This is a genomic window from Streptomyces sp. enrichment culture (assembly GCF_964273255.1).
Lineage (GTDB): Bacteria > Actinomycetota > Actinomycetes > Streptomycetales > Streptomycetaceae > Streptomyces.
Map to the genome: position 1 here is coordinate 2,387,149 of NZ_OZ186835.1, position 24,384 is coordinate 2,411,532.

General features: G+C 74.0%; 23 protein-coding genes. 11 read left to right on the top strand and 12 right to left on the bottom strand.

The window, feature by feature from the left end:
• The first annotated feature begins 201 nt into the window (after window positions 1–201).
• The 3 genes from ACSU53_RS10110 to ACSU53_RS10120 all read left to right on the top strand — a co-directional run bounded on the left by ACSU53_RS10110 (window position 202) and on the right by ACSU53_RS10120 (window position 2,160).
• Window positions 202–843 carry a TetR/AcrR family transcriptional regulator gene (locus tag ACSU53_RS10110; protein WP_437026581.1) on the top strand — a complete coding sequence of 214 codons (642 nt, stop codon included), beginning with the start codon at window positions 202–204 and terminating at the stop codon, window positions 841–843.
• A gap of 224 nt (window positions 844–1,067) precedes the next feature.
• The gene (locus ACSU53_RS10115) at window positions 1,068–1,295 is read left to right on the top strand and encodes a DUF3107 domain-containing protein (protein ID WP_437026583.1); all 228 of its coding nucleotides are present in this window, start codon (window positions 1,068–1,070) and stop codon (window positions 1,293–1,295) included.
• 595 nt (window positions 1,296–1,890) lie between these two features.
• Complete coding sequence (locus ACSU53_RS10120; RefSeq protein ID WP_362091412.1) at window positions 1,891–2,160, top strand: hypothetical protein; 270 nt, start codon at window positions 1,891–1,893, stop codon at window positions 2,158–2,160.
• Between the two features lie 105 nt (window positions 2,161–2,265).
• Here the strand turns inward: ACSU53_RS10120 and ACSU53_RS10125 are convergent, their stop codons facing one another.
• Entirely contained in the window at window positions 2,266–3,021 is a 756-nt protein-coding gene (locus ACSU53_RS10125) for a ferritin-like domain-containing protein (RefSeq protein WP_437026585.1), read from the bottom strand.
• Between the two features lie 478 nt (window positions 3,022–3,499).
• On the opposite strand from ACSU53_RS10125, the gene ACSU53_RS10130 reads away from it, so the two are divergent.
• Window positions 3,500–5,797, top strand: a complete 2,298-nt coding sequence (locus ACSU53_RS10130; RefSeq protein WP_437026587.1) for a DEAD/DEAH box helicase — start codon at window positions 3,500–3,502, stop codon at window positions 5,795–5,797.
• 127 nt (window positions 5,798–5,924) lie between these two features.
• Complete coding sequence (locus tag ACSU53_RS10135) at window positions 5,925–6,866, top strand: alpha/beta fold hydrolase (protein WP_437026589.1); 942 nt, start codon at window positions 5,925–5,927, stop codon at window positions 6,864–6,866.
• A gap of 200 nt (window positions 6,867–7,066) precedes the next feature.
• Here ACSU53_RS10135 and ACSU53_RS10140 read toward each other — a convergent pair whose 3' ends face one another.
• A complete protein-coding gene (locus ACSU53_RS10140) occupies window positions 7,067–7,960 on the bottom strand; it encodes an NYN domain-containing protein (RefSeq protein ID WP_437026591.1) in 894 nt (297 codons plus the stop codon).
• A 343-nt stretch (window positions 7,961–8,303) separates the two neighbouring features.
• On the opposite strand from ACSU53_RS10140, the gene ACSU53_RS10145 reads away from it, so the two are divergent.
• Window positions 8,304–8,456, top strand: a complete 153-nt coding sequence (locus tag ACSU53_RS10145) for a hypothetical protein (RefSeq protein WP_203592801.1) — start codon at window positions 8,304–8,306, stop codon at window positions 8,454–8,456.
• 504 nt (window positions 8,457–8,960) lie between these two features.
• Here ACSU53_RS10145 and ACSU53_RS10150 read toward each other — a convergent pair.
• The 4 genes from ACSU53_RS10150 to ACSU53_RS10165 form a co-directional block, all read right to left on the bottom strand.
• Window positions 8,961–9,566, bottom strand: a complete 606-nt coding sequence (locus ACSU53_RS10150; protein WP_362091395.1) for a MarC family protein — start codon at window positions 9,564–9,566, stop codon at window positions 8,961–8,963.
• Window positions 9,567–9,651: 85 nt separating this feature from the next.
• Window positions 9,652–10,509, bottom strand: coding sequence for a PHP domain-containing protein (locus ACSU53_RS10155; protein WP_437026594.1), 858 nt, complete (start codon window positions 10,507–10,509; stop codon window positions 9,652–9,654).
• Between the two features lie 223 nt (window positions 10,510–10,732).
• Window positions 10,733–11,374 carry a DUF6758 family protein gene (locus ACSU53_RS10160; RefSeq protein WP_437026596.1) on the bottom strand — a complete coding sequence of 214 codons (642 nt, stop codon included), beginning with the start codon at window positions 11,372–11,374 and terminating at the stop codon, window positions 10,733–10,735.
• A 152-nt stretch (window positions 11,375–11,526) separates the two neighbouring features.
• Complete coding sequence (locus ACSU53_RS10165) at window positions 11,527–12,111, bottom strand: suppressor of fused domain protein (protein ID WP_437026598.1); 585 nt, start codon at window positions 12,109–12,111, stop codon at window positions 11,527–11,529.
• Between the two features lie 558 nt (window positions 12,112–12,669).
• Between ACSU53_RS10165 and ACSU53_RS10170 the strand changes: the two genes are divergently transcribed.
• Window positions 12,670–13,785: a magnesium and cobalt transport protein CorA gene (locus ACSU53_RS10170; protein WP_437026600.1), complete on the top strand. Its 1,116-nt coding sequence runs from the start codon at window positions 12,670–12,672 to the stop codon at window positions 13,783–13,785.
• A 23-nt stretch (window positions 13,786–13,808) separates the two neighbouring features.
• On the top strand, window positions 13,809–14,318 hold the full coding sequence (locus tag ACSU53_RS10175; protein ID WP_437026601.1) for a hypothetical protein: 510 nt from the start codon (window positions 13,809–13,811) through the stop codon (window positions 14,316–14,318).
• 98 nt (window positions 14,319–14,416) lie between these two features.
• On the opposite strand, the gene ACSU53_RS10180 is transcribed toward ACSU53_RS10175, so the two are convergent.
• Complete coding sequence (locus ACSU53_RS10180; protein WP_437026602.1) at window positions 14,417–15,196, bottom strand: hypothetical protein; 780 nt, start codon at window positions 15,194–15,196, stop codon at window positions 14,417–14,419.
• 215 nt (window positions 15,197–15,411) lie between these two features.
• Here ACSU53_RS10180 and ACSU53_RS10185 point away from each other — a divergent pair, with 215 nt between their 5' ends.
• From ACSU53_RS10185 to ACSU53_RS10195, 3 genes are read left to right on the top strand one after another with little or no spacing between them, the layout of a single operon-like run.
• Entirely contained in the window at window positions 15,412–16,695 is a 1,284-nt protein-coding gene (locus tag ACSU53_RS10185) for a magnesium transporter MgtE N-terminal domain-containing protein (protein ID WP_437026604.1), read from the top strand.
• Entirely contained in the window at window positions 16,685–17,296 is a 612-nt protein-coding gene (locus ACSU53_RS10190; RefSeq protein ID WP_437026606.1) for a DUF1003 domain-containing protein, read from the top strand. Before ACSU53_RS10185 ends, ACSU53_RS10190 begins: the two co-directional genes overlap by 11 nt.
• Window positions 17,297–17,338: 42 nt before the next feature.
• Window positions 17,339–18,472 carry an Mrp/NBP35 family ATP-binding protein gene (locus ACSU53_RS10195; RefSeq protein WP_437026608.1) on the top strand — a complete coding sequence of 378 codons (1,134 nt, stop codon included), beginning with the start codon at window positions 17,339–17,341 and terminating at the stop codon, window positions 18,470–18,472.
• Window positions 18,473–18,803: 331 nt separating this feature from the next.
• Here ACSU53_RS10195 and ACSU53_RS10200 read toward each other — a convergent pair whose 3' ends face one another.
• From ACSU53_RS10200 to sigE, 5 genes are all read right to left on the bottom strand, one after another.
• The gene (locus ACSU53_RS10200) at window positions 18,804–19,481 is read right to left on the bottom strand and encodes a hypothetical protein (protein ID WP_437026609.1); all 678 of its coding nucleotides are present in this window, start codon (window positions 19,479–19,481) and stop codon (window positions 18,804–18,806) included.
• Between the two features lie 331 nt (window positions 19,482–19,812).
• Entirely contained in the window at window positions 19,813–20,265 is a 453-nt protein-coding gene (locus ACSU53_RS10205; RefSeq protein ID WP_437026611.1) for a sec-independent translocase, read from the bottom strand.
• 151 nt (window positions 20,266–20,416) lie between these two features.
• A complete protein-coding gene (locus tag ACSU53_RS10210; protein ID WP_437026613.1) occupies window positions 20,417–22,594 on the bottom strand; it encodes a trypsin-like peptidase domain-containing protein in 2,178 nt (725 codons plus the stop codon).
• Between the two features lie 154 nt (window positions 22,595–22,748).
• Window positions 22,749–23,687: an anti-sigma factor family protein gene (locus ACSU53_RS10215; protein ID WP_437026615.1), complete on the bottom strand. Its 939-nt coding sequence runs from the start codon at window positions 23,685–23,687 to the stop codon at window positions 22,749–22,751.
• Complete coding sequence (gene sigE, locus ACSU53_RS10220; protein WP_437026616.1) at window positions 23,684–24,343, bottom strand: RNA polymerase sigma factor SigE; 660 nt, start codon at window positions 24,341–24,343, stop codon at window positions 23,684–23,686. Before sigE ends, ACSU53_RS10215 begins: the two co-directional genes overlap by 4 nt.
• Window positions 24,344–24,384 lie beyond the last annotated feature (41 nt).

The following is a 24,384-nucleotide window of genomic DNA, read 5'->3' on the forward strand; positions in this document are numbered from 1 at the left end:
CGAACGGTGGGTCCCGCCGGCGAGGCAGGTACGGAAAATAGGGCGTATCCTGCCCGGTCCGGCGTGCGCCGAAACCGCCTGCGGCCCTTTCACCGCCGTCCGGTCCGTGAAATTCTGCACTCTCACCGCGCACACCACGGTTACCGAAAAGTACGATGGCGGCGCGGCTCACACCGCATGTGGACGACAATGGGAGGCGGCGTGACAGCCATCGAGCAGACAGAGGCGGTACGCCCGAGGGGCACCCGCCTGCCGCGCCGGGCCCGACGGAACCAGTTGCTGGGCGCCGCCCAGGAGGTCTTCGTCGCACAGGGCTATCACGCGGCCGCGATGGACGACATCGCCGAGCGGGCCGGAGTCAGCAAGCCGGTGCTCTACCAGCACTTCCCGGGCAAGCTGGACCTGTACCTGGCCCTGCTGGACCAGCACTGCGAGGCGCTGATCCAGTCCGTTCGGGGCGCTCTCGCCTCGACGACCGACAACAAGCAGCGCGTGCGGGCGACCATGGACGCCTACTTCGCGTACGTGGAGGACGACGGCGGGGCGTTCCGCCTGGTCTTCGAGTCGGACCTGACGAACGAGCCCGCGGTGCGCGAGCGGGTCGACAAGGTGACCAACGAGTGCGCCGAGGCGATCTGCGAGGTCATCGCCGAGGACACCGGCCTGTCGCGGGACGAGTCGATGCTGCTCGCCTCGGGGCTCGGCGGTCTGGCCCAGGTGGTGGCGCGCTCCTGGCTGCACAGCGACCGCAGCGTGCCGCGCGACCAGGCGGTGCAACTGCTGGCCTCGCTGGCCTGGCGGGGCATCGCGGGCTTCCCGCTGCACGGCAGCGAGCAGCACTAGGTCCTGTCATCACCTTCCCGTCGTCCGCCCGCAGGGCAGACGGGAAGGTGACGACAGGGCCTGGGGCGCACAGCGGCGACCGGTGGCACCGGCGGGCGTTTGTTCCCGTCGGTTGTTCGCTCCTGGCGTGGCCGGGCGCGGCATGTGCGTCCCCTCACCGGGCTAATGTGTGCAGGTACGGCGCGGAAGGTCGCGCACTCACCGACCGTCGGAGGGACATAGCCGTGGAGGTCAAGATCGGCGTGCAGCACGCGCCCCGCGAGATCGTTCTGGAGAGCGGTCAGAGCGCCGAGGAGGTCGAGCGCGTGGTGGCCGATGCGCTGGCCGGGAAGTCCCAGCTGCTGAGCCTGGTGGACGAGCACGGCCGCAAGCTGCTCGTCCCGGCGGACCGCCTCGCCTATGTCGAGATCGGCGAGCCGGCCCCCCGCAAGGTGGGTTTCGGCGCGCTGTAGCCGACGAGCGGCCCGGTCGCCCGGCCGCACACCGGAAGCAACGCTCCACGGGAAGGGCCCGGAGGTCACGTACCTCCGGGCCCTTCCCGCTCTCTCGGCTTCTGGCGCCCTGCCGCACGCCGGACTGCCGCTCACGGGGTCGGCGGGCCCTCGACGCGGTCCCTCGGCGCGGGCCCGCCGTCGGTGTCGCGCGTGCCGGCCGCCGGCTCGGGCCACGGTGCTCTGTTCGGGCACTGTCCTATGCGGCACCCCACGCGGCCTCCGGCCCCTCCCGACGGGATGTCGGCTGCCCGAGAAGACGTCCGACGGGCCCTCTTCCGTACCCGCCGCCGTGCGGGTCCGCACCCGCCGCCGTGCGGGTCCCTACCCGCCGCCGTGCGGGCGCCTGCCCGGGGCACGCCACCGCCCCCGAGCCACTCCCTCGCCCCGCCCTCGCTCGGGCTACCGCCACCCCTCCCGCACGTCCGTTCGGGGCATCACCCTCGGGGGGACAGGGTCCGGACGGTCTCCGGAACAGGATTGGATTTCGCAGGTCAGGGGTAAGACGGGCTACGACCGATGTGCACGGGCCGGCCATGTGGGAGGGACCCCCGACATGCTCTTGGAAGCGATCAGCTCCGCGATCCTCGGCCTGGCTCTGGCATGGGCGGCCACCCGCCGCCTGCCGCACCGTCTCCCCTCCCCCGCCATGGTCCTGCCCACGGGCGTGGCCGGCGCCCTGTTCGGCGCCTTCGTCACGCACAGCGCGCTGGACGCGGGAGGCCTGCCGGCGATCCTGCTCGGGGCAGTGATCGTCTCCGTGGCCTCCCTGTCGCTGCTGCTCCGTCCCGCGGGCGGGCTCGGGCGCCGCTCGGCGACCGCCTGACCGGGAGGTACCGGCCACGAGACACCGGGCGCGCACGGCCGGTCGCGCCAAGGCGCGCACGGGCACGGGTCGCACCGGCCCCTGATGCAGGACCGGCCCGGCCGGTCAGGCCGCCAGGCCCAGCGCCGCCATCCGCTTGGTGTGGGCCTCGGTGATCCGGGAGAACATCTTGCCGACCTCGGCGAGGTCGAAGCCGTCCGCGACGCCGCCCACCAGCATCGTCGACAGGGCGTCCCGGTCGGCCACCACGCGCTGGGACTGCGACAGGGCCTCGCCCATCAGCCGGCGCGCCCACAGGGCGAGGCGCCCGCCCACCCGCGGGTCGGCGTCGATCGCGGCACGCACCTTCTCCACGGCGAAGCCGCCGTGCCCGGTGTCGTCGAGCACGGCCAGCACCAGGGCACGGGTGTCGGAGTCGAGACGGGCGGCGACCTCGCGGTAGAAGTCACTGGCGATCGAATCACCGACGTAGGCCTTGACCAGTCCCTCCAGCCAGTCGGAGGGCGCGGTCTGCTTGTGGAAGCCGTCGTAGGCGGCGACGAAGGGCTCCATGGCGAGGGTCGGGTCCTCACCGATCTCGGCGAGCCGGTCCCGCAGCCGCTCGAAGTGGTGGAACTCGGCCGACGCCATCTTCGCCAGCTCCGCCTTGTCGTGCAGCGTGGGCGCCAGGTGGGCGTCCTCCGCGAGCCGCTCGAACGCCGCGAGCTCCCCGTACGCCAGCGCACCGAGCAGGTCCACGACGGCGGCGCGGTACTGCGGTTCGGCGGACGCGGCAGCCCAGTCGAGGGCGGCGACCCCGGTGTGAGCCGCGGGGGTGCCGGCGGTGTCCGAGGCGTTGTCAGGCTTGTCAGAGCTCGTCATGAAGCGCACAATAGCCCGCTCGCCGTGCTCCGCACGGGCCCGGTCGATCAGTGTGACGACGACTACGTGACCAAATCGGCCATGGCGTGTGCGCGATTCCGGGGTATGGTGGTAATGCGCCTGCTGAGGACTTCGACGTGCTCGCCAGGCCGCATGTATGAGGATGCCCGGTCGGTGGCCCGATCGGCTCCGACCCGACAGGCCTCCCTGACCGTACGGCACGTTGCGTACGACGATCGGAGGGAACCCTCAGCGGTTCGAGCGCTAGAGCGTTGGCAGTGGTCCCGTGTCCACGGCATCAGCCGTACGGCCGCCGACGTCCCCGCACGGTCCTCTTGCGACCCCCGCGCTCGCCTCGCACCGCGTACACAGAAGAGGCAGCACCCTGACTACGACGTTCCGAGAGCTCGGGATCCTTCCCGAGACCGCCGAGGCCCTGGAGGCCGTCGGCATCATCACCCCCTTCCCCATCCAGGAGATGACGCTCCCCGTTGCCCTCTCGGGCACCGACGTCATCGGCCAGGCCAAGACCGGCACCGGCAAGACGCTCGGCTTCGGCCTCCCGCTCCTCGAGCGTGTCACCGTCCCCGCCGACGTGGAGGCGGGCCGCGCGAAGCCCGAGGACCTCACCGACGCACCGCAGGCCCTCGTCGTCGTCCCGACGCGCGAGCTGTGCACCCAGGTGACCAACGACCTGCTGACCGCCGGCAAGGTGCGCAACGTGCGCGTCACCGCGATCTACGGCGGCCGTGCCTACGAGCCCCAGGTGGAAGCCCTGAAGCAGGGCGTCGACGTGGTCGTCGGCACCCCGGGCCGACTGCTCGACCTCGCCGGGCAGAAGAAGCTGAACCTCAAGCACGTCCGGGCCCTCGTGCTCGACGAGGCCGACGAGATGCTCGACCTGGGCTTCCTGCCCGACGTCGAGAAGATCATCAACCTGCTGCCGGTCCGGCGCCAGACGATGCTGTTCTCGGCCACCATGCCGGGCGCGGTCATCGGACTCGCCCGCCGCTACATGTCGCAGCCCACGCACATCCGTGCCACCGCACCGGACGACGAGGGCGCGACGGTCGCGAACACCAAGCAGTTCGTGTACCGGGCGCACAACATGGACAAGCCCGAGATGGTCGCGCGGATACTGCAGGCCGAGGGCCGTGGCCTGGTCATGGTCTTCTGCCGCACCAAGCGCACCGCCGCCGACCTCGCCGACCAGCTCAAGCAGCGTGGCTTCGCCTCCGGCGCGGTCCACGGCGACCTCGGCCAGGGCGCGCGGGAGCAGGCGCTGCGCGCCTTCCGCAACGGCAAGGTGGACGTGCTCGTCTGCACCGACGTCGCCGCCCGCGGCATCGACGTCGAGGGCGTGACGCACGTCATCAACTACCAGACGCCCGAGGACGAGAAGACGTACCTGCACCGCATCGGCCGCACCGGCCGGGCGGGCGCGAAGGGTACGGCGATCACCCTGGTCGACTGGGACGACATCCCCCGCTGGCAGCTGATCAACAAGGCGCTGGACCTGGGACTCGGCGACCCCCAGGAGACGTACTCCACCTCCCCCCACCTGTACACGGACCTCGGCATCCCCGAGGGGACCAAGGGCATACTGCCGCGGTCGGAGCGCACCCGCGCCGGGCTCGACGCGGAGGAGCTGGAGGACCTGGGCGAGCCGGGTGGCCGTGGGCCGCGCGGTCGCGGCGGCCGGGGCGAGCGCGGTGACCGGGGCGGTTCCCGGTCCGCCGAGCAGGAGCGCCCGGCCCGCACGCCGCGCCGCCGTCGCCGTACGCGCGGCGGTGCGCCGCTGGACGAGTCGGCACCGCAGCCCGCCGCCGCGCCGTCCGCCGAGGACACCGGGGCGGCGGAGACCGCCCCGCGCACGCCCCGGCGTCGGCGCCGTACGCGCGGCGGGGCGACGTCGGACGCGGCCCCCGCCGCCCCGGCTGCCACCGCATCCGCCTCCGTCCCCGCCGGTGACGAAGCCGGTGACGCCGCACAGGCCGCGGTCGCCACGGCCGAGGGCGCCGCTCCCGCGGACGCCGCCGTCGAGGCCCCCGCGAAGCCGCGCCGCCGCCGGACCCGCAGGTCCGCCGAGACGGCCGGCACCGAGCAGACGGCCCCCACGGCCGACGCGCCGGCGGCCGAGCCGGCCGAGGCCGCGGTGACGCCCGTGGCGACGGAGCCGGAGGCCCCGGCCGCCGCTCCGCGCCGCACCCGCACCCGCCGGGCCGCGACGGCTGATCCCGCTCCGGCCGCTCCGGCCGCCGAGTCCGCCACCACCGCCGTGGACACGGCGGAGGGGACCGCCGAGGTGCCCGAGCCGGCCGCCAGGCCGCGCCGCACCCGCAAGGCCGCCGCCCAGGCCGAGACGGTCACCGAGGTCACCGACGAGGCCCAGACGCAGGACGCCGCACCGGCCAAGCCGCGCCGGACCCGCAAGGCCGCCGTGAAGGCCGAGACGGCCGACGGCACCGCCGAGGCGGAGGCCGCCACGGAGACCAAGCCGCGCCGCACCCGGAAGGCGGCCACCACCGCCCCCGAGGCCGACGCCACGGCGGAGGCCAAGCCGCGGACCCGCCGGACCCGCAAGGCCGCCGAACCGGCTGTCGCCGACATCCCGGCGCAGTCGGCGCAGGAGCCCGAGGCCGCCGCGGAGACCAAGCCGCGCCGCACCCGGAAGGCGGCCACCACCGCCCCCGAGGCCGACGCCACGGCGGAGACCAGGCCCCGGGCCCGCCGGACCCGCAAGGCCACGGCTGCCGCCGAGTCCGCGGACGGCTGATCCGAACACCGGCCGACGGCCCGGTTCCCCTCACGGGGGCCGGGCCGTCGGCCTGTCCGCGCCGGGACGGCGCCCCGCCCCGGACGCGCCCCGGTCGTACCGGGCGACTGCCCGCTACCCTTCAGCCGTGACCAGTCGCCCCGTTCCCCCGGATCCCTCCGCGTCCGCCCCGCCCGCAGCCGCCCGCGCCCACCTGTTGCGCACCGCACGCGGGGAGTTCGCCGTCGTCGACATGCCGGCGGACGGCGGGACGGAACCCAAGGGCGTCGTCCTGATGCTGCCGGGCTTCACCGGCAGTAAGGAGGACTTCCGGCTGGTGCACGAACCCCTCGCCGCGCGCGGCTACCGCACGGTCGCCGTGGACGGGCGCGGCCAGTACGAGTCGGACGGTCCAGAGGAAGACGAAACCGCCTACGCCCAGGTCGAGTTGGCCCGTGACGTGCTCGCCCAGGCGGCGGCGCTCGGCACGCCCGTGCACCTGGTGGGACACTCCCTCGGCGGCCAGATCGCCCGGGCCGCCGTGCTGCTGGACGCCTCCCCCTTCCGCTCGCTCACCCTGATCGCGTCGGGACCGGGACGCATCTCCTTCTCCCAGGAGCAGCGGGTGAAACTGCTGCGGGACGCGCTGGCGGTGATGTCGATGGCGGAGTGCTGGGAGGCGATCCTGGCCATGGGGCCGCCGGAGGAGGTCGGGGGTCCCGCGCGGGGCATCGGCGGCCAGGAGCAGTTGCGGCGCCGTTGGCTCGGCACCAAGCCCGCGCAACTGCTCGCCACCGGACGCCAGTTGTGTGCCGAGCCGGACCGGGTGGGCGAACTGGCATCCGTGCCGCTGCCGTTCCACGTCCTGTCGGGCGCCCGTGACGACACCTGGCCGGTCTCGGACCTGGACGCGATGGCCGTCCGGCTCGGCGCGCACCGCACCGTCATCGACGGGGCCGAGCACTCCCCCACGGTGGACCGGCCGTTGCCGACCGCCCGGGCCCTCGCCGACTTCTGGGACGGGGTCGGCACCGACCCGACGGACGGCGGCGAAGCCGTCGGCGAGACCGGCGGGGACGCGCGCGCCTGACGGCAACGCGCGCGCCTGACGGGGAGGCAACCGCGGAAGGACCGTCGAACGGAAGGACCGTCGAACGGACCGCCGCCGCGACGGGCCCCGGAGGGGCCGGCGGAGGAGCGGGGCGGACGGCGGCTCGCCGGGCCCGGCTGGTCCCGGCCCGTACCGCCCCCGCCGGTGCCCGCGCCGCCGGTGCGCCCGGAAGCGTCGCCCTAGTACTGCCCCTGCAAGTGGTCCCAGAAGCCGTCGCGCAGGGAGCGGCGCAGGTCCGCCTGGCCGCGCAGCGAGTACGACAGCAGGCTCTCCGCCTCGACCAGCAGGTCCTGGTCGACGGAGCCCGGCAGATAGGGGTGGCCCGGCAGGAGTTCGGCGAGCGAGTCCCGGCCGCGCGACACCAGCCACTTGGCGGCGATCTGCGCGCCGACGAAACGGACGTCGTCGCGGGTGGGCCGGCCGGCCGGGGGTTCATGGACGGGGACGGTCCGCCGGGAGACGTAGGGCTTGAAGAAGTCCAGGTCGAAGGTGCGCTGGCTGTCGACCTCCCAGAGCAGCGGCTCGGCCTGGTTGCGGCCCTCGGGCGCCTCGACGCCCCAGAGGTGGACCCGGGCGCCGTAGCCCTGGGCGGCCTCGACGGCGGAGACCAGGTCCTCGTCGCCGCCGAGCAGGGCCGCGTCGCTGATCGCGCGGTGCCGGGCCAGCGACTCCAGATCGGAGCGGATCAGGGAGTCGACCCCTTTCTGCTGGTTGTTGGCGTTGAGGTTGCCGAGGCGGACCTTGACGTCCGGGAGTTCCGCGATCGACTGCTGCTCCGCGGTGTGGATGCGGCGCCGGGCGCCGTCGTACCAGTAGACGCGCAGGAGCCTGCTGTCCGCGAAGATGCTGCGGGCCCGGTCGATCAGGGCGTCGATGAGACCGTCGGCGTCCAGGTCGAACGCCCTGCGGTCCTCCGTGCCGGCCACCAGCCGCCCGGCCGCCGCGTAGAGGTACCCGGCGTCGACGAAGATCGCGTGGGTGGAGGGCGTCTTCGCCACCTCGGCGAGCATGCGGTGCAGCAGCTCGTTCGTGCGGTCGATGCGGGCGGTCAGGTCCGCGAGGTCGTCGTTCATCGCCTCCCATTGTCGCGACGGTCACGCTGCGAACACAACCGGTCCCGATCGGTCCCGGGCGTAACGATGTGAACGACACGGCGCGGCGACGACGGTCACGGGTGACAGGGCGTGGTGACGGCCACGGGCACCACGGCGTGGCGACGGCCCCGGGCCACACGGGCGCCCGCGGGTGTGTGCGCCTCGACGACGAAATGCTTAGACGATCGAAAATTTTCTTTAGCTAGGGAATATGTGTGCGGCGCAGAGGGTTGTCCACGGGTGGAACGCGGGCCGTCCGGCTCGCGGGCCCGCACATCGAGTAGTTCTCCTCAGGAGGATCACCGGACGAAAGGAGAAGCCCATGCGCTTCGAGATCATGCGACTCGACGACGTCGACGGCACACCCGTGGACACGACCGTCGTGGACGCCGCGTCCGTCAACGGGATCGTTCAGCAGGCCGCCGCGATCGGGCAGCGCCTGTGGATCCGACCGGCCGACACACCGACGCCGTAACGCGCGAGCGGCATCGGCCGAAGCCGTACCGCGGGAGACCGCGGCGTACCCCGCCGCTCCGGACGCGTCCGCGTCCGCCGGACGGACCGTTTCCGTCCGCCCTCTGCCCTCCACCCGCCCGACGTCCGCCCGTCAGCCTTCCGCCCGCCTGTCGCCCCGGGCCCGTGCCGGTCTTCCGTCTCGGCCCATGTCGGTTCGGCGCGTGTCGGTTTCGGCGCGTGTCGGCCTCGGCCCGTGTCGGTTTCGGCGCGTGTCGGCCTCGGCCCGTGTCGCCCGTGAGCGGGGTCCGCACCGCCGCGGGCTGTCCGCTCGCCGCCGAGGCGGTGCGTCGGCACGCGGAGCACCGCCGCCCGGCGCCGGTCCCGTGCCGCACACCGGACAGCCCCCGTACCCCACCTGACGACGCGGGTACGGGGGCTTCGTGCGTCCCGGGAACGGCGGGGCCGACCGCCACGGAGACACCGGACGAGCCGCCGGGGTGGGCGGGCCGGGCAGGCCGGGCGGTCAGCCGCCCCGGACGACCTGGGTGACGCCGTTGATGATCTGCTGGACGGCGATCGCGGAGAGCATCATGCCCGCGAGACGGGTCACCAGGACCACACCGCCGTCCTTGATGATCCGGATGATCAGCAGCGAGTACCGCATCACGAACCAGAGCACGACGTGAATGGCGAGGATCGCCGCCCACACCGACACCTGTGCGGCGGTGCTGTCGGCCTTCTGCACGGCCAGGATCACGGAGACGATCGCGCCCGGGCCGGCCAGCAGCGGCATGCCCAGCGGCACCAGGGCGACGTTCACGTCCTTGGTCTGCTGCGGCTCGTCGGTCTTGCCGGTGAGCAGGTCCAGGGCGATGAGCAGGAGCAGCAGCCCGCCGGCGATCATCAGGGCGGGCACCGAGACGTGCAGGTAGTCGAGGATCTGCTGACCGACCAGCCCGAACAGAACGATCACCCCGCCGGCCACGCAGACGGCCTGGAAGGCCATCCGCTTCTGCACCTTGCCGGTGCGGCCCGCGGTCAGCGCGAGGAAGATCGGGGTGATCCCGGGGGGATCCATGATCACGAACAGGGTCAAAAAGAGCGAGCCGAAGACGGCGACGTCGAACATGACTGCCTTGCTGAGGTACGGGTGAGGGAGATACGGAGGAAGGGGAGACGAGAGGCGAGGACGGGGCGCGGGACGAGGGGCGGGCTCAGACCCCGCCGGCTCCCGGCACGGGGAAGGCTCCGGTCGCGCGCCGGGTGATCTCGCCGTACACCTCGGGGTCCGTCATGAACTCGCCGAGGACGCAGGTCTTCCGGCTGCCGTGGTAGTCGCTGGAGCCGGTCACCAGCAGCCCCAGTTCCCCGGCCAGGCCGCGCAGCCGCGCCCGGGTGTCGGGGTCGTGGTCCATGTGGTCGACCTCGATGCCGTCCAGGCCCGCCGCGGCCAGCTCCGCGATGGCGGCCTCCGGGACGGTCCGGCCCCGCTTGCTCGCGGCCGGGTGGGCGAACACCGCGACCCCGCCCGCGCCCTTGACCAGGCGCAGTGCCTCGAAGGGGTCGGTCTCGTGCTTCTCCATGTGGGCCCGGCCGCCGTCGGCCAGCCACTGCGGGGTGAAGGCGTCGTTCACGGTCGGCACCACGCCCAGTTCGACCAGGGCGGTGGCGATGTGCGGGCGGCCCACGGAGCCGTCCCCGGCGATGCGCGCCACCTGCTCCCAGGTGACGGGCACGCCCAGTTCGTTCAGCTTGGCGATCATGCCGCGGGCCCGGGGCACGCGGTCGTCGCGGACCAGCTCGCGCTCGGCGAGCAGGCGCGGCTCCTCCGGGTCGAAGAGGTAGGCCAGCAGGTGCATGCTCACGCCGTCGAGGCGGCAGGAGAGTTCGGCGCCGGTGACGAGGGTCAGCCCCTCGGGCAGCGCCGCGCGGGCCTCGGCGTGGCCGCGGGTGGTGTCGTGGTCGGTCAGCGCGACGACGTCCAGGCCGACCGCGGCGGCCTTGCGCATCAGCTCGGCCGGGGTGTCCGTGCCGTCGGACGCGGTGGAGTGGGTGTGCAGGTCGATGCGCACGACGCGTTACTCCAAGCGGTGACGGACGGATGGGGACGCTCCAGGATAACCGGAGTCCGGAGCACCCCTGTCACAGCCGAACCCGGCCCGCGCCCCCTACAGAGGTGCGGGCCGGACGGCCCGTGCCCGTCCGGTCACCGACCGCAGGCATGTCCCGGGCCCGCCCGCGCCGCTCCGGCAGCGTCCCGCCGCCCTCCTCCGGAGGGTGAGGCCCGGGGCCGTACTACGTCTGCAGCAGGCGCGGGGAGAGGGCGCCGCACGGCACGAGGTCCACCTCGGCCCCGGCGTCCCGCAGGTCCGCCAGCACCAGTTCGTCGTACATCAGCAGGCCCGACTGCTCCGGCCACACCACCGCCCACAGCCACAGGCCGAGGGCCTCGCCCGCGAAGACGGCCCGGTCGTCCGGCGTCTTGCTGACGTGCCAGAGGGGGGTGGGGCGCCCGGCGGCGAGCACCTTGGTCTGGGCGGGCTTCTCGACGTTCAGGTACGGCCCCGGGTCCGGGCCGTCGATGCCGGCGTACCGCGCACCGAGGCCGACGCCGAGCTCCTCGGCCACGAGAACCAGCTCACCCATGCCCCCGAGCGGCCCCGGCCCGGTGCAGGCGACGGCGGTGGCGCGGCCCCCGCTGCGGTCGTCACCCGCGCAGGCCACGCCGCTGAACAGCCAGCCCACGGGCAGCGGCCACGGCATCCACACCGGTACCCGGGTGCGGTGGACGACGACGTTGAGCGCCTCGACGCTCGGCGGTATCACGGGCTGGAGCGGGTGCACGGTGCCGTGCACGTCGCACTGCCACGCATCGGAGAAGAGGCCGGGAGCCCTGACCCGGCCACCGCACTTCGGGCAACTGGGTTCGCCCCTCATAGGGCCCCACGGTCCTACCCCTTCCGCGTCCCGTCAAGGACGATCACCCGTCCGGACCGCCCCGGGCCGCCGGCCGGTCCCCTCGGTGCGCACCTCACCCGGGCCAACTCCGCGGCCCGGCGGGCGCGTTGGTGAGGTTGGTCACGGCGGGCTCAGTCCAGGGCGACGCTGGAGCGGCGCGGGTCGCGCAGGTCGGTGCCCCGTTCCAGCCAGCGTTCCTGGAGGGCCTGGGCACCGTGCACGCGCTTCCACGCGGCCTCGTTGGGCGTCATGGGCAGCAGCGGCAGGAACCGCACCGGGTCGAGGGGCTCGTCCAGTTCCAGGTCCTCCACGAGGCCGCCCGGCTCGGCGACGAGCACCGAGGTGAACGGAGCTCCCGGCCACAGCGGTTCACCGACGTCGAGCGAGGCGCCCGGCGCCACCACCACGCCCTCGACCTGCGGAGACGCGGCGAGTACGGCCAGCGGGCGGAGCACCTTGTCGGTGTCGGCGAGGCCGGCCCGCACGGAGAGCACCAGCTCCGTGCGGGGGCCCCTGACGGGGTCGGCGACCACCGCGGTGGGGTCGGTCATGGGCTGCGCGGACATGCCGAGGGTGGCGTAGCGCACGATGTCGCCCTCCTGGAAGCGCAGCACCTCGATGCGGTCCGTGCCCAGGAAGGTGACCGCGGCGCGCGCGTCCGGCTCGCCCAGCGCCGAACGCAACCGGGCCTCGACCAGAGGAAGAACATCTGCCATGCGCCGAGCATAGAACTCGCCGGTACCGGGCAAAGCCGCGCCTTGACATGACGGCCTGCTGCTACATTGGGCCGTGCTTCGGGACAGCGCACAGCAGTGCGTCCGCCCGGGCCCCCCGGGCTGCGGCGGCGCCGTGATCGCGTCCCGGCACCGAAGTGACACATCCCCCGTTCAGCGGGGGTATCCCCACGGGGATGGTGAATCGTCCCTCACGAGGGACCGGCCGGAGGAGGTGGTGCTGGCATGGACCGAAGTCGACCGTGCAGTATCACCCGCTCTTCCGCCCTCTGACGTCTCTCGTCCGTTCCTGGTGCGCCACCTCTCGTACGTGCGTCCCCACCGGAAGAGCGCTTCGTTTCGTTCTGCCTGATCTGCCCCTGTAGCTGTATCAGCGACGAAGCCCGCCACCACGACGGTGCGGTGCTCCCCGCTTTGTGGACGTGCCAAACATCCTTCCCCGCCCGTCCGGGAGGGAATCCTGGTCAGGACGTCCTCATTCCGGGAGGTTCCACCCGTCGTACCGGCGCCTTTCGTTGCCCGCTCGCGAAGGAGCCCGCCATGTCGATGATCCGCGACCTGCGCGCCGTGGTCCGTCCCTCCCGTGTCTCGCTGCGGAAGGAGAGCAGCGCCTACGACACCACCCGCGCCCCCGGCTCGGTCACCGCCGTGGTCGACTGCGCCGTGTACCGCGACGGCCGCCGGCTGACGACCGAGGGCCCCCTGAACCCGCAGGAGGCCATGCGGCTGGTGCGCCGCGACGGCGGCTTCGTGTGGATCGGCCTGCACGAGCCGACGGAGGCCGAATTCGCGGGGATCGCCCGGGAGTTCGGGCTGCACCCGCTGGCCGTGGAGGACGCCGTCCAGGCCCATCAGCGGCCCAAGCTGGAGCGCTACGACGACTCCCTCTTCACGGTCTTCAAGACCATCCACTACCTCGACCACGACCGGCTCACCTCCAGCAGCGAGGTGGTGGAGACCGGCGAGGTCATGTGCTTCACCGGCCGGGACTTCCTCATCACCGTCCGGCACGGCGGGCAGGGCTCCCTGCGGGCCCTGCGGCACCGGCTGCAGGAGGACCCCGAACTGCTGGCCAAGGGCCCCTCGGCGGTGCTGCACGCCATCGCCGACCACGTCGTCGACGGCTACATCGCCGTCGCCGACGCGGTGCAGGACGACATCGACGAGGTCGAGACGGAGGTGTTCTCGCCGGGCCGCAAGGGCACCCCGCGCGGCACGGACGCCGGGCGGATCTACCAACTCAAGCGTGAGGTGCTGGAGTTCAAGCGGGCCGTGTCGCCGCTGCTGCGGCCCATGCAGCTGCTCAGCGAGCGGCCGATGCGGCTGATCGACCCGGAGATCCAGAAGTACTTCCGGGACGTGGCCGACCACGTGGCCCGGGTCCAGGAACAGGTCATCGGCTTCGACGAACTGCTGAACTCCATCCTCCAGGCGAACCTCGCGCAGGCGTCCGTGGCGCAGAACGAGGACATGCGCAAGATCACCTCGTGGGCCGCGATCATCGCCGTGCCGACCATGGTCTGCGGGGTGTACGGGATGAACTTCGAGCACATGCCGGAGACCGGCTGGAAGTACGGCTACCCCCTGGTGCTGTCGGTCACGGTGGCGATCTGTCTGGGCATCCACCGCACGCTGAAGCGCAACGGCTGGCTGTGAACAACGCTGGCTAGGCTGGGCTCATGACAAGCGAGCTGCGCGACAGGGCCCTCATCGAGGAGGCCACGAAGAAGTCCGGCCTCGTCTGGGTCGAGGGGTCCACCGGGCCCGCCCGCGCGCTGTGGCACGTCTGGCACGAGGGCGCCGCCTGTCTGGTGGGTGACGGACCGGGTGAGCAGCCGCTGCCGGGCCTGGCCGACGGCGCCCGCGTGCAGGTCACCGTCCGCAGCAAGGACAAGGGGGGCCGGCTGGTCTCCTGGACGGCGACGGTGGTGGAGCTGCCGGCCGGTTCCGAGGCGTGGACGGCGGCCGTCGCCGAGCTGAAGGGCAAGCGGCTGAACGCCCCCGACGGCGAGGCGGTGCCGGAGCGCTGGGCGCGCGAGTGCCGGGTCGTGCGGCTGGAGCCGACCGGGGCGACCGCCCCCCTGCCCGACGGCCCCCTGGCCGAGCCGCCCCGGCCGACCCCGGCGACCACCCGGCGCCCGGTACCGGCGGCCCTGCCCCGGCTGCTGGCGCGGCGCAAGCGGCGGTAGGCCGACGGGGCCGCTCGTCACCGGGCCCCGCCCCCTGCGGGAGAGCCGTCCGCAGACCCCTCCCGGAGGCACGGCGGCCCGCGCCTACGGGCCCGCGCCTACGACGAGGGCAGCTGCTGCCCGTAGTCGAGGGTCTCGTCCTTGCCCGGCTTCTTCAGGGGGAAGTCGGTGCCCCAGGCGGAGAAGGTGAGCGTGCCCGCCTTGCCGGCGCGCTCCAGGCGCAGCGGGTACGGGTTGCCCTCCAGGGACACGTCCAGGGTGCCGCCCGCGCCGTCGTCGCCGGTGATCCGGATGGTGCGGACGCCCGCCTGCTCGTGGTGGCCGTCCGTGGCCAGCGTGCCGTGCAGGGTGAGCAGACCGCCGAGGAGGACGTCCTTGTCCGTGAAGCCGTTGAACTTCTTGTACGCGGGATCGCCCTGCGGGACCTTCACGTACTTCGCGGCCAGCTTCTCGGCCGCCGCCGCGTCGGCCGCGGACCCGCCGTCGCCCCCGTCGCCCTTGCCCTTGCCGCCCGCCTGGCCCCAGAACTCGGCGCCCGCCTTCAGGAACAGTTCGTCGTCGATGCGCAGCAGACGGAACGTCTGGCCCTCGGAGGTGACCGATCCGATGCCGCCCTCGGTCTTGAGCCGCATGTCGAGCGTGTAGCTGCGCCCGCCGCTGACCACCGTGCCGTGCAGCCGGACGGTGTCGACCGAGTCGGCGGCCTTGCGGGTCCGCTGCTGGATCTGCTCGGCGGGCAGCTTGCCGACCCCGTTGGTGCCCTCGTTCGGGTCCTCGGCACACCCCGTGAGCGCCGTCCCGGTGACCAGCAGGGCGCACACGGCGCCCGCCAGCACGGCACTGCGACTGCGGGGGCGGCCCGGGGAGATCGGAGTCACAGGTGCGGCTGCCTCTCTGACGGGGGACCTGAACGGCGTACCGCAGAGTACCGGGGGCAGGGGAGACCAGTGGAGCCAGTCCGTCCGGACCGGCCCCCGGAGCACCGCCGATCGGGACGGGCTAGCCTGAAGCCCATCCGAGCGGGCCATTCGGACAGCGAACGCAGCAGGCAGTACCCGACCACGAACCACCCGCACGAAAAGGAGCCGCGGCCATGGCAGCGGGCGCCCCCCGGATCTTCGTCTCGCACCTCTCCGGCGTCGCCGTCTTCGATCCGAACGGCGACCAGGTGGGGCGCGTGCGCGATCTGGTCGTCATGCTGCGGGTCGGCCGGCGCCCGCCGAGACTGCTCGGCCTGGTCGTCGAACTGCCCACCCGGCGTCGCATCTTCCTGCCCATGACCCGGGTCACCGCCGTGCAGTCCGGGCAGATCATCTCCACCGGCGTGCTCAACGTCCGGCGGTTCGAGCAGCGGCCCACCGAGCGGCTGGTCTTCGGCGAGCTGCTGGACCGCAGGGTGACCCTGGTGGACGGCGGCGAGGAGGTCACCGTCCTCGACCTGTCGGTGCATCAGCTGCCCTCCCGGCGGGAGTGGGAGATCGACCGCGTGTTCGTCCGCAAGGGCCGCAAGGGGGGCGCGTTCCGGCGCAGCAAGGGGGAGACGCTGACCGTCGAGTGGTCGGCGGTGACCGGGTTCTCCCTGGAGGAGCACGGCCAGGGCGCCGAGAACCTGCTGGCCACGTTCGAGCAGCTGCGCCCCGCCGACCTGGCGAACGTCCTGCACCACCTCTCCCCCAAGCGCCGGGCCGAGGTCGCGGCGGCGCTCGACGACGACCGGCTCGCCGACGTGCTGGAGGAGCTGCCGGAGGACGACCAGATCGAGATCCTCGGCAAGCTGAAGGAGGAGCGGGCCGCCGACGTGCTGGAGGCGATGGACCCGGACGACGCGGCCGACCTGCTGGGCGAGCTGCCCGAGGACGAGCAGGAGCGGCTGCTGAGCCTGATGCAGCCCGGCGACGCGGCGGACATGCGGCGTCTGATGGCGTACGAGGAGCACACGGCGGGCGGTCTGATGACGACCGAGCCGATCGTGCTGCGCCCCGACGCGACGGTCGCGGACGCCCTCGCCCGGATCCGCAACCCCGACCTGTCCCCCGCGCACGCCGCCCAGGTCTACGTGTGCCGTCCGCCGGAGGAGACGCCCACCGGCAAGTACCTGGGCACCGTGCACTTCCAGCGGCTGCTGCGGGACCCCCCGTTCACCCTGGTCGGCTCGATGATCGACGACGACCTGCAGCCGCTGGAGCCGGACGCGGCGCTGCCGCAGGTCGCCGGGTTCTTCGCCACGTACGACATGGTGGCGGCGCCCGTGGTCGACGAGGCGGGCTCCCTGCTGGGCGCGGTGACCGTGGACGACGTGCTGGACCACATGCTGCCCGACGACTGGCGCGAGACCGAGTTCCACCTCGGGGACGGGGTGGTGACCGATGGCGCCTGAGCGCGACGGCCTGCGCGACCGCCTGCCCTCCGGGGCCACCGCCGCCGGGCGGCGCCCCGGCACGCCGCGTCTGGACCAGCCGCGGCCGCCGCGGCGCCGGATCCTGCCGGAGTACGACCCGGAGGCGTTCGGGCGGCTCTCGGAGCGCATCGCGCGCTTCCTGGGCACCGGGCGGTTCATCGTCTGGATGACGGTCGTCATCGTCGTGTGGGTGGTGTGGAACGTGTCGGCGCCGCGCGAGCTGCGGTTCGACGAGTACCCGTTCATCTTCCTGACCCTGGTGCTGTCCCTCCAGGCGTCCTACGCGGCCCCGCTGATCCTGCTGGCGCAGAACCGGCAGGACGACCGCGACCGGGTCAACCTGGAGCAGGACCGCAAGCAGGGCGAGCGGTCGATCGCGGACACCGAGTACCTGACCCGGGAGGTCGCCGCGCTGCGGATCGGGCTGGGCGAGGTCGCGACCCGGGACTGGATCCGCTCCGAGCTGCAGGACCTGGTGAAGGAACTGGACGAGCGGCGCGGCAACGGCCACCGCGAGCAGGGCGCGATTCCGGCACTCCGGGCGGAACGTCCGCCCCGACGTGACGCAGACGACCGCTGACGGGCTTACCGGTGGGTGCACCCGGCGCCGTACCATCGTCGTATGGCTACGGAAGACGCGGTGCGTGAGGCACTGGCGACGGTGAACGACCCCGAGATCAACCGGCCCCTCACCGAGCTGGGGATGGTCAAATCGGTGGACATCGCCGCCGACGGGCGGGTCGCGGTCACCGTCTACCTGACGGTTTCCGGCTGCCCCATGCGGGACACCATCACGCAGCGCGTGACGGACGCGGTGGCGGCGGTCGAGGGCGTCACGGGTGTCGACGTCACGCTGGACGTCATGAGCGACGAGCAGCGCAAGGAGCTGGCGGCGGCGCTGCGCGGCGGCCAGACCGAGCGCGAGGTGCCGTTCGCCAAGCCGGGCAGCCTGACCCGGGTCTACGCCGTCGCCTCCGGCAAGGGCGGCGTGGGCAAGTCGTCGGTGACGGTGAACCTGGCGGCGGCGATGGCGGCCGACGGGCTGAAGGTCGGGGTCGTGGACGCCGACATCTACGGCCACTCGGTGCCGCGCATGCTGGGCGCCGACGGGCGGCCCACCCAGGTCGAGAACATGATCATGCCGCCGTCGGCGAACGGCGTGAAGGTCATCTCGATCGGCATGTTCACCCCCGGCAACGCGCCGGTCGTCTGGCGCGGCCCGATGCTGCACCGCGCGCTCCAGCAGTTCCTGGCCGACGTGTACTGGGGCGACCTGGACGTGCTGCTGCTGGACCTGCCGCCCGGCACCGGTGACATCGCGATCTCCGTCGCCCAGCTGGTCCCCAACGCGGAGATCCTGGTCGTGACCACGCCCCAGCAGGCGGCGGCCGAGGTCGCCGAGCGGGCGGGCTCCATCGCGGTGCAGACCCACCAGAAGATCGTCGGCGTGGTCGAGAACATGTCCGGCCTGCCGTGCCCGCACTGCGACGAGATGGTCGACGTGTTCGGCAGCGGCGGCGGCCAGTCGGTGGCCGACGGCCTGACCCGGACCACCGGCACCAACGTCCCGGTGCTCGGCGCCATCCCGATCGACGTGCGGCTGCGCGAGGGCGGCGACGAGGGCAAGCCGGTCGTGCTGACCGACCCGGAGTCCCCCGCGGGGGCGGCGCTCCGCTCGATCGCCGGCAAGCTGGGCGGGCGGCAGCGGGGCCTGGCCGGGCTCTCGCTGGGGATCACGCCCCGCAACAAGTTCTAGGACCGCTCAGGGAGTTCCGAGACCCCTCCGGCGCCCGGGACCCGTCCCGGGCGCCGGGACGTGTCCCGGGGGTGTGTCGTAGAGGGCCGGGGGCCCCTCGCGCCGGCCGGACCGGTCGTGCGGCCCCTCTCGCGGCCGGACCCGCCGTGGCCGGCCCTGTCGCGGCCGGTCCTGTGGTGACCGGCCCGTGGGGGCGCCGTCCTGACGGGACGGCGCCTCGTGCGGTGGGGCCCGGCGCGTCGGTGTCCCGGCGACGGGGCGTCGCACGGGCGGGGGCGTCGCACGGGCGGGCGTCCCGCGTGGCCGCTGCGGTCCCGCCGGGCCCGCCTGCTCAGTCCGCGTAGGCGGCGACGTCCTTCACCTCGGCGAAGCCCAGCCCGTACGCGCTCATGCCCCGGCCGTACGCGCCGACGTGGACGCCCGCCCGGGTGGATCCGGCGAGCACCCAGCCGAACTCGGACTCCCGGTAGTGGAACGGCGTCGGCACACCGTCCACGGGGAGGGACAGCGTCGACCAGTCCTCCCCCTCCAGGTCGTCGGCGAGCGCCCAGGCGGTCTCCGTCTGCTGCTCCAGCCAGTTGTCCCGCAGCGAGTGGTCCATCTGGCCCGGCCAGGTGAAGGACAGCAGTCCGACACCGGCGAGCCAGGCCGCGGAGGAGACCGAGGTGGCCTCCAGCAGACCGGTGCCGTCGGCGCTGCGGCGCACCGGGTTGGCGGCGACGGTCACGACCACGGCGAACTTCTCGCGGGCGTCCTGGTCGGGGCCCGCCGTGTACTCGCTGCGCACCGACGGCTCGTCGCCGTGCCCGATCGACCCGTGCTCGACCGCCCCGTCGGCGGCCGTGCCCACCTGCATCAGCCAGCGCCGGCCCGTGAAGGCCTCGTCCAGGCCGTACCAGGGGAAGGTCGCGCTCAGATAGCCGTCGGCCGCACGCCGGGCGGAGGTGGCCGGTCGTGGTCCACTCTCCGCGGCCGGCGCCTGTGCGACGGCCTGACTCGTCGTCTCCATTGCCCGGACGCCTCCTCATTCTCGTCGGTCCGGGGCGGCCCGCCCCCCTTCGGGCGCACTCGTCCGGTCCGCGCAACAACTGGGGCAGCATAGCCACCCCACCGCCGCGGACCGGGACATCACCCGGCGCGTACGGCGCGCGAACGACCGGATCGGGCCCCGCGTGGCCCGGCCGGAGTATGAAACGCGTCACGTGCGCGGGGGCGTGCGCCCCGGCGGTCCCGGAACGGCGCGTACGGCGCGGGTACGCACGGTTCGACACACTGGGCCCCGGCCCGGTGCGGCTGCCGGCGGAGCCGCCGGGAAAGCGGTCAGGTCCGGACGCCTCGGGTCAGGTGGCGTCCATGTCGAAGGGCGGGCGGTCGTCGACGGGCGGGGCCGCGGGCTTCTTGGACATGTCCACGCGGCCGGACGCGGACCCGGAGGACGCGGCGGGCGACGGGGAGGCCGACGCCTCGGACTCGCGCCCGTGGACGGCGTCGGTGACCTCGGCCATCTCCTTCTTCAGGTCGAAGCCGCTGCGGATCTCCTTGAGGCCCAGTTCGTCGTTGTCGAGCTGCTTGCGGATGAAGGTCTTGGGGTTGAGGTCCTCGAACTCGAAGTCCTTGAACTCGGGGCCGAGTTCCTCCCGGATGTCCTGCTTGGCGCTCTCCGAGAACTCACGGATCTTCCGGATCGTGCGCGTCACGTCCTGGATGACCTTGGGGAGCTTGTCCGGGCCGAACACGAGCACAGCGAGGATGATGATCGTCACCAGCTCGAGCGCGCCTATGTCATTGAACACCTGAAGCTCCTTGCGATGCCTTCGGTCCGCGGCCCTCGGTGGTCGTCGTGGTCGTCCGTGGTCCGGGCCGCGTCCACGGTACCCGGCCGCCCCCGCCGTCCGGTACCGTCCCGGCGCCCGCGCGGGGTGCGGACGCCGGGACACGGGGTGGTCAGCCGCCGGAGGAGCCGAGCACCAGGGACACCGTCCGCTCCTCGCCGTCCCGCTCCAGGGTGAGCTCCAGCCGGTCCCCGGGGCGGTGGGCGCGCGTCTTGACGATGAGTTCCTCACCGGAGTGGACGCGCTGGCCGTTCACCTCGGTGATGACGTCGCCCGCCTCGATCCCGGCCTTGTCGCCGGGCCCGTCGGTGACGACCGGGGGGCCGCCGTCGGTGCCCTTGGTGCCGACGCGGGCGCCGTCGCCGGAGAACTCCATGTCGAGGGTGATGCCGATGACCGGGTGGGTGGCCTTGCCGGTGTCGATCAGCTCCTCGGCCACCCGCTTGCCCTGGTTGATCGGGATGGCGAAGCCGAGCCCTATCGAGCCCGCCTGGCCGCCGTCGAGGTCGCCGCCGCCGCCCGCGGACCGGATCGCCGAGTTGATGCCGATCACGCGCGCCTCGGCGTCGAGGAGCGGACCGCCGGAGTTGCCCGGGTTGATGGGCGCGTCGGTCTGCAGGGCGTCGACGTAGGACACGTCGCTGCCGTCGCCCTTCTCGCCGCCGGCGGTGATGGGCCGCTCCCGGGCGCTGATGATGCCGGAGGTGACCGTCCCGGCCAGGTCGAAGGGGGCGCCGATGGCGACGACGGGGTCGCCGACCTGCACGTTGTCGGAGTTGCCGAGGGGCAGCGGGGTGAGCCCGCGGACGCCCTTGACCTTGACGACGGCCAGGTCGTAACCGCTGTCCCGGCCGATGACCGTGGCCTCGGCCGTGTCGCCGCTGTGGAAGGTCACGGTGATCTCGCCGTCCCGGCCGGCGGGCTCCACCACATGGTTGTTGGTGAGGATGTGGCCGCGTGTGTCGAGCACGAACCCGGTACCGGTGCCGGCCGCGCTCGTCCCGCTGGCGTGCAGGGTCACGACGCTGGGCAGGGCGCGGGAGGCGATCCCGGCGACGCTGTCCGGGTCGCGGTCGGCGGGCTCCTTGCCCGCCTGCGGCAGCTCCACGGCCCCGACTCCGCCATTGCGCTCCAGGTAGGCCCCGACGAGGCCGCCGACGAGGCCGCACAGCAGCCCGAAGACCAGCACGAGGCCGAGGATTGTCCGCGAGCGCCGCTTGCGCCGCTTCTCCTCGCTCTCCTCGGCCGGGCCGCTCACCTGGAGCGGCGCGGAGGCCACCGTCGGCGCCGCGGGAGCCGCCCAGGGGTCGTAGCGGCCCCAGGGGTCGGCCGCGGGGGCGGGCCGGGCCGGGCCCGGTGCCGGGTGCGGGGGGCCGCCGGGGGCCGTGCCGGGCGACGGGGCCGGCGTCTCCTGGTGCGGGACGCCGGGCGGGGGCGCGCCGTGGACCGGTGCGCCGGGCGCGGGGGCACCCGGGGCCGCGGCATCGTGCGCGGGGCCCTGCGCCGTGGGGTGGGCGCCCACGGGGGTGCCGTGCGGAGGCGTGGCGGCCTCCGGTGCGGCCGGCGGGGGCGCGTCGTGGGGCGGCGCGGCCTGTGCGGAGACCGTCGCCGGGTGCTGGACGGGGGGCGCAGGGGCCCAGGGGCCCGGCTCGCCGTAGGGCGGGGTGCTGTAGGGGTCCGGGTCGTGCAGCGGGGTGGGCCGTTCCTCACCGGCCGGCACCGGGCCGACGGGCTCACCGGACGGACCGGGAAGGGAGGCCGACCGGTCGACGGGTCCGGTGGACGGGCCGGCGACCGCCGGCGCGGGGCCCACCGGCTCGCCGGACGGCCCGGGAACGGGTGCGCCCGAGGGGCCGGGGACGGCCGGGGCACCGGGCCCCTGCCCGCCGGGGCCCTCGGTCGCCGCCTGCTCGGGGAGGGTGTCGTGCGGGCGCCGGGGCCCGCCGGGGTGAGGGGACGCGTCAGGGCCGTCGGGGGCTCCGGGCGTCCGGGGGGTGCGCGGGCTGCTGAGGGCGTAGTCGCCCTCGGCGTCGGTGGTGTGCGCGGGGCGGGCCAGTTCGAAGTCGCCGTCCCCGCCGGCCCCCGCCGTCCGGGGCTCCTCCCCGTCCGGTGTCGTCCGCGCGGCGTCGGCGCCCGGTGCCCCGGTCGCGGACCGCCGGCCTTCCGGGGCAGGCGTACCGCCCCCGTCGCGCCCGGCCTGCGCACCGTGGGTGCCGGACGGGTCCGCCGGCGCGATGTCGGCGGACGTGTCCGGCCGCTCCCCCGGTGGGCCCGGTTTCCCCTCGTTCATGCTCTCCCCGCAGCTGGCCGCAGTTCCTCGACTCCGTGGTCCCGTGACCGCCGCGGCCGACGGAGCACGGTCCGGCACCCGGCTGCGTGGGCCTGGGCGCGCCCACCGGATTCAATCAGGTTCGTGCGGCCCCGCGCATCGAGCGGCCCGGGGATCAGCGGGCCCTGCTGGAGGCGGACGCCTGGGGGAGGGCCGAGGGGGACGCCGGTGCGGGGGCCGCGTCGAGCAGGGTGGGCGGGCGGATGCCGGAGGGCGTGGACCAGCCCGCGGGAGTGAGCGGCGGAAGCGGGGGCAGGGGCCGTATCAGCGGGGAGACGGCGGCCGCGCCGGCCATCATCGGCGCGGTGAGGGTCTGGTCGCCGGCCGCCGGCGGCGGCAGTCCCGGCAGCAGCGGAGCGGAGATCCCGGTGGGCGCGGCGGGCACCGGGGGCCGGCCCGCCGTGCCGTGGCCGATCAGCGGTGCGGCGCCGCGGCGCCGCTGGGACTCGGGCGTCGTCGCGGCGCCCGTGCCCTGGGTCCGTGTCGGCGTCACGTTGCTGCCCTTGCCCGCGCCGCGGACCTCGGTGTCGGCGACCATGCTGGTCGTGACACCGCCGAGGGCGATCGCGGCCAGCGACACCGCTCCGGCGGCGACGAAGGCGAAGCGCAGCCCGCGGGAGGCCGGCCGGTCGGTGTCGTGCCGGCTGACGTCGTGGATGCGGAAGCCGCGGCCGGACGGTCCGTCCGGCGGGGCGGAGCCGTGCGGCCGGGCGGGCTGGTAGGCGAACTCGAAGCCCTCGCCCCGCCGGCTGTCGAACACGCCGGGGCCGCCGCCGAGCAGCGGTGAGCCGCCGCCGGGGTCGCCACCGGGCAGACCCTGGAGGCGGGCCAGGAAGCTCTCCGAGGGCGGGGGCGGGGCCGCCTGGGCGAACACGTTCTTCAGGCGGCGCTGGGCGTCCACCTCCGCCTTGCACTTGGCGCAGGTGGCGACGTGCGCCAGGACGCGCTCACGCGCGTCATGACCGAGCTCTCCGTCCACCAGGGCGGAGAGTCGGTCTCCCAGGTGCTGCTCCGCGAGGTGTCCCTCGGGCGGTGTGGGCAGTGATCCGCTCACGCGCTCGCGCCCCCTCCTCCCAGGGCGGGAACTCGGGGCACGAGGGAGCCGCGCTCCGCGCGCGCCTTCGGCGAGCGGTGGGCCAGGGCCTTGCGCAGCTGGGAGCGTCCGCGGTGGATGCGGGACCGCACCGTGCCCAGCTTGACGCCGAGGGTGGCCGCGATCTCCTCGTAGGACAGTCCCTCGATGTCGCACAGCACGACGGCGGCGCGGAACTCCGGCGCGAGGGTGTCCAGGGCCTGCTGGACGTCCGCGTCGAAGTGGGCGTCGTTGAAGACCTGCTGGGGCGTGGGCTCCTTGCTGGGCAGCCGCTCGGCCGCGTCGTCGCCGAGCGAGTCGAAGCGGATGCGCTGCTTGCGCCGCACCATGTCCAGGAAGAGGTTGGTGGTGATGCGGTGCAGCCAGCCCTCGAAGGTGCCGGGCGTGTAGGTCGACAGGGAGCGGAAGACGCGGACGAAGACCTCCTGCGTGAGGTCCTCGGCGTCGTGCTGGTTTCCGGTCAGACGGTAGGCGAGCCGGTAGACCCGCCCGCTGTGCATGCTGACGATCTCCTCCCAGGTGGGCGGAGTCCACGCCTGCCCGTCCGCGTCGGTGGTGAAGCTCGCGGTCTGGGCCGGGTCGCCGGCGCGGCTGTGGTCGGCAGCGGTGTCGTTCACGGATTTCGGCCTGCCCGCCGATCCAAGGAAGCGCCGCAGCA

Coding starts and splice junctions, on each gene's coding strand:
- ACSU53_RS10120 (WP_362091412.1), top strand. CDS start 1,891: ATGCTCTTGGAAGCGATCAGCTCCGCGATCCTCGGCCTGGCTCTGGCA.
- ACSU53_RS10125 (WP_437026585.1), bottom strand. CDS start 3,021: ATGACGAGCTCTGACAAGCCTGACAACGCCTCGGACACCGCCGGCACC.
- ACSU53_RS10130 (WP_437026587.1), top strand. CDS start 3,500: ATGACGCTCCCCGTTGCCCTCTCGGGCACCGACGTCATCGGCCAGGCC.
- ACSU53_RS10140 (WP_437026591.1), bottom strand. CDS start 7,960: ATGAACGACGACCTCGCGGACCTGACCGCCCGCATCGACCGCACGAAC.
- ACSU53_RS10145 (WP_203592801.1), top strand. CDS start 8,304: ATGCGCTTCGAGATCATGCGACTCGACGACGTCGACGGCACACCCGTG.
- ACSU53_RS10150 (WP_362091395.1), bottom strand. CDS start 9,566: ATGTTCGACGTCGCCGTCTTCGGCTCGCTCTTTTTGACCCTGTTCGTG.
- ACSU53_RS10160 (WP_437026596.1), bottom strand. CDS start 11,374: ATGAGGGGCGAACCCAGTTGCCCGAAGTGCGGTGGCCGGGTCAGGGCT.
- ACSU53_RS10165 (WP_437026598.1), bottom strand. CDS start 12,111: ATGGCAGATGTTCTTCCTCTGGTCGAGGCCCGGTTGCGTTCGGCGCTG.
- ACSU53_RS10170 (WP_437026600.1), top strand. CDS start 12,670: ATGTCGATGATCCGCGACCTGCGCGCCGTGGTCCGTCCCTCCCGTGTC.
- ACSU53_RS10175 (WP_437026601.1), top strand. CDS start 13,809: ATGACAAGCGAGCTGCGCGACAGGGCCCTCATCGAGGAGGCCACGAAG.
- ACSU53_RS10185 (WP_437026604.1), top strand. CDS start 15,412: ATGGCAGCGGGCGCCCCCCGGATCTTCGTCTCGCACCTCTCCGGCGTC.
- ACSU53_RS10190 (WP_437026606.1), top strand. CDS start 16,685: ATGGCGCCTGAGCGCGACGGCCTGCGCGACCGCCTGCCCTCCGGGGCC.
- ACSU53_RS10195 (WP_437026608.1), top strand. CDS start 17,339: ATGGCTACGGAAGACGCGGTGCGTGAGGCACTGGCGACGGTGAACGAC.
- ACSU53_RS10200 (WP_437026609.1), bottom strand. CDS start 19,481: ATGGAGACGACGAGTCAGGCCGTCGCACAGGCGCCGGCCGCGGAGAGT.
- ACSU53_RS10210 (WP_437026613.1), bottom strand. CDS start 22,594: ATGAACGAGGGGAAACCGGGCCCACCGGGGGAGCGGCCGGACACGTCC.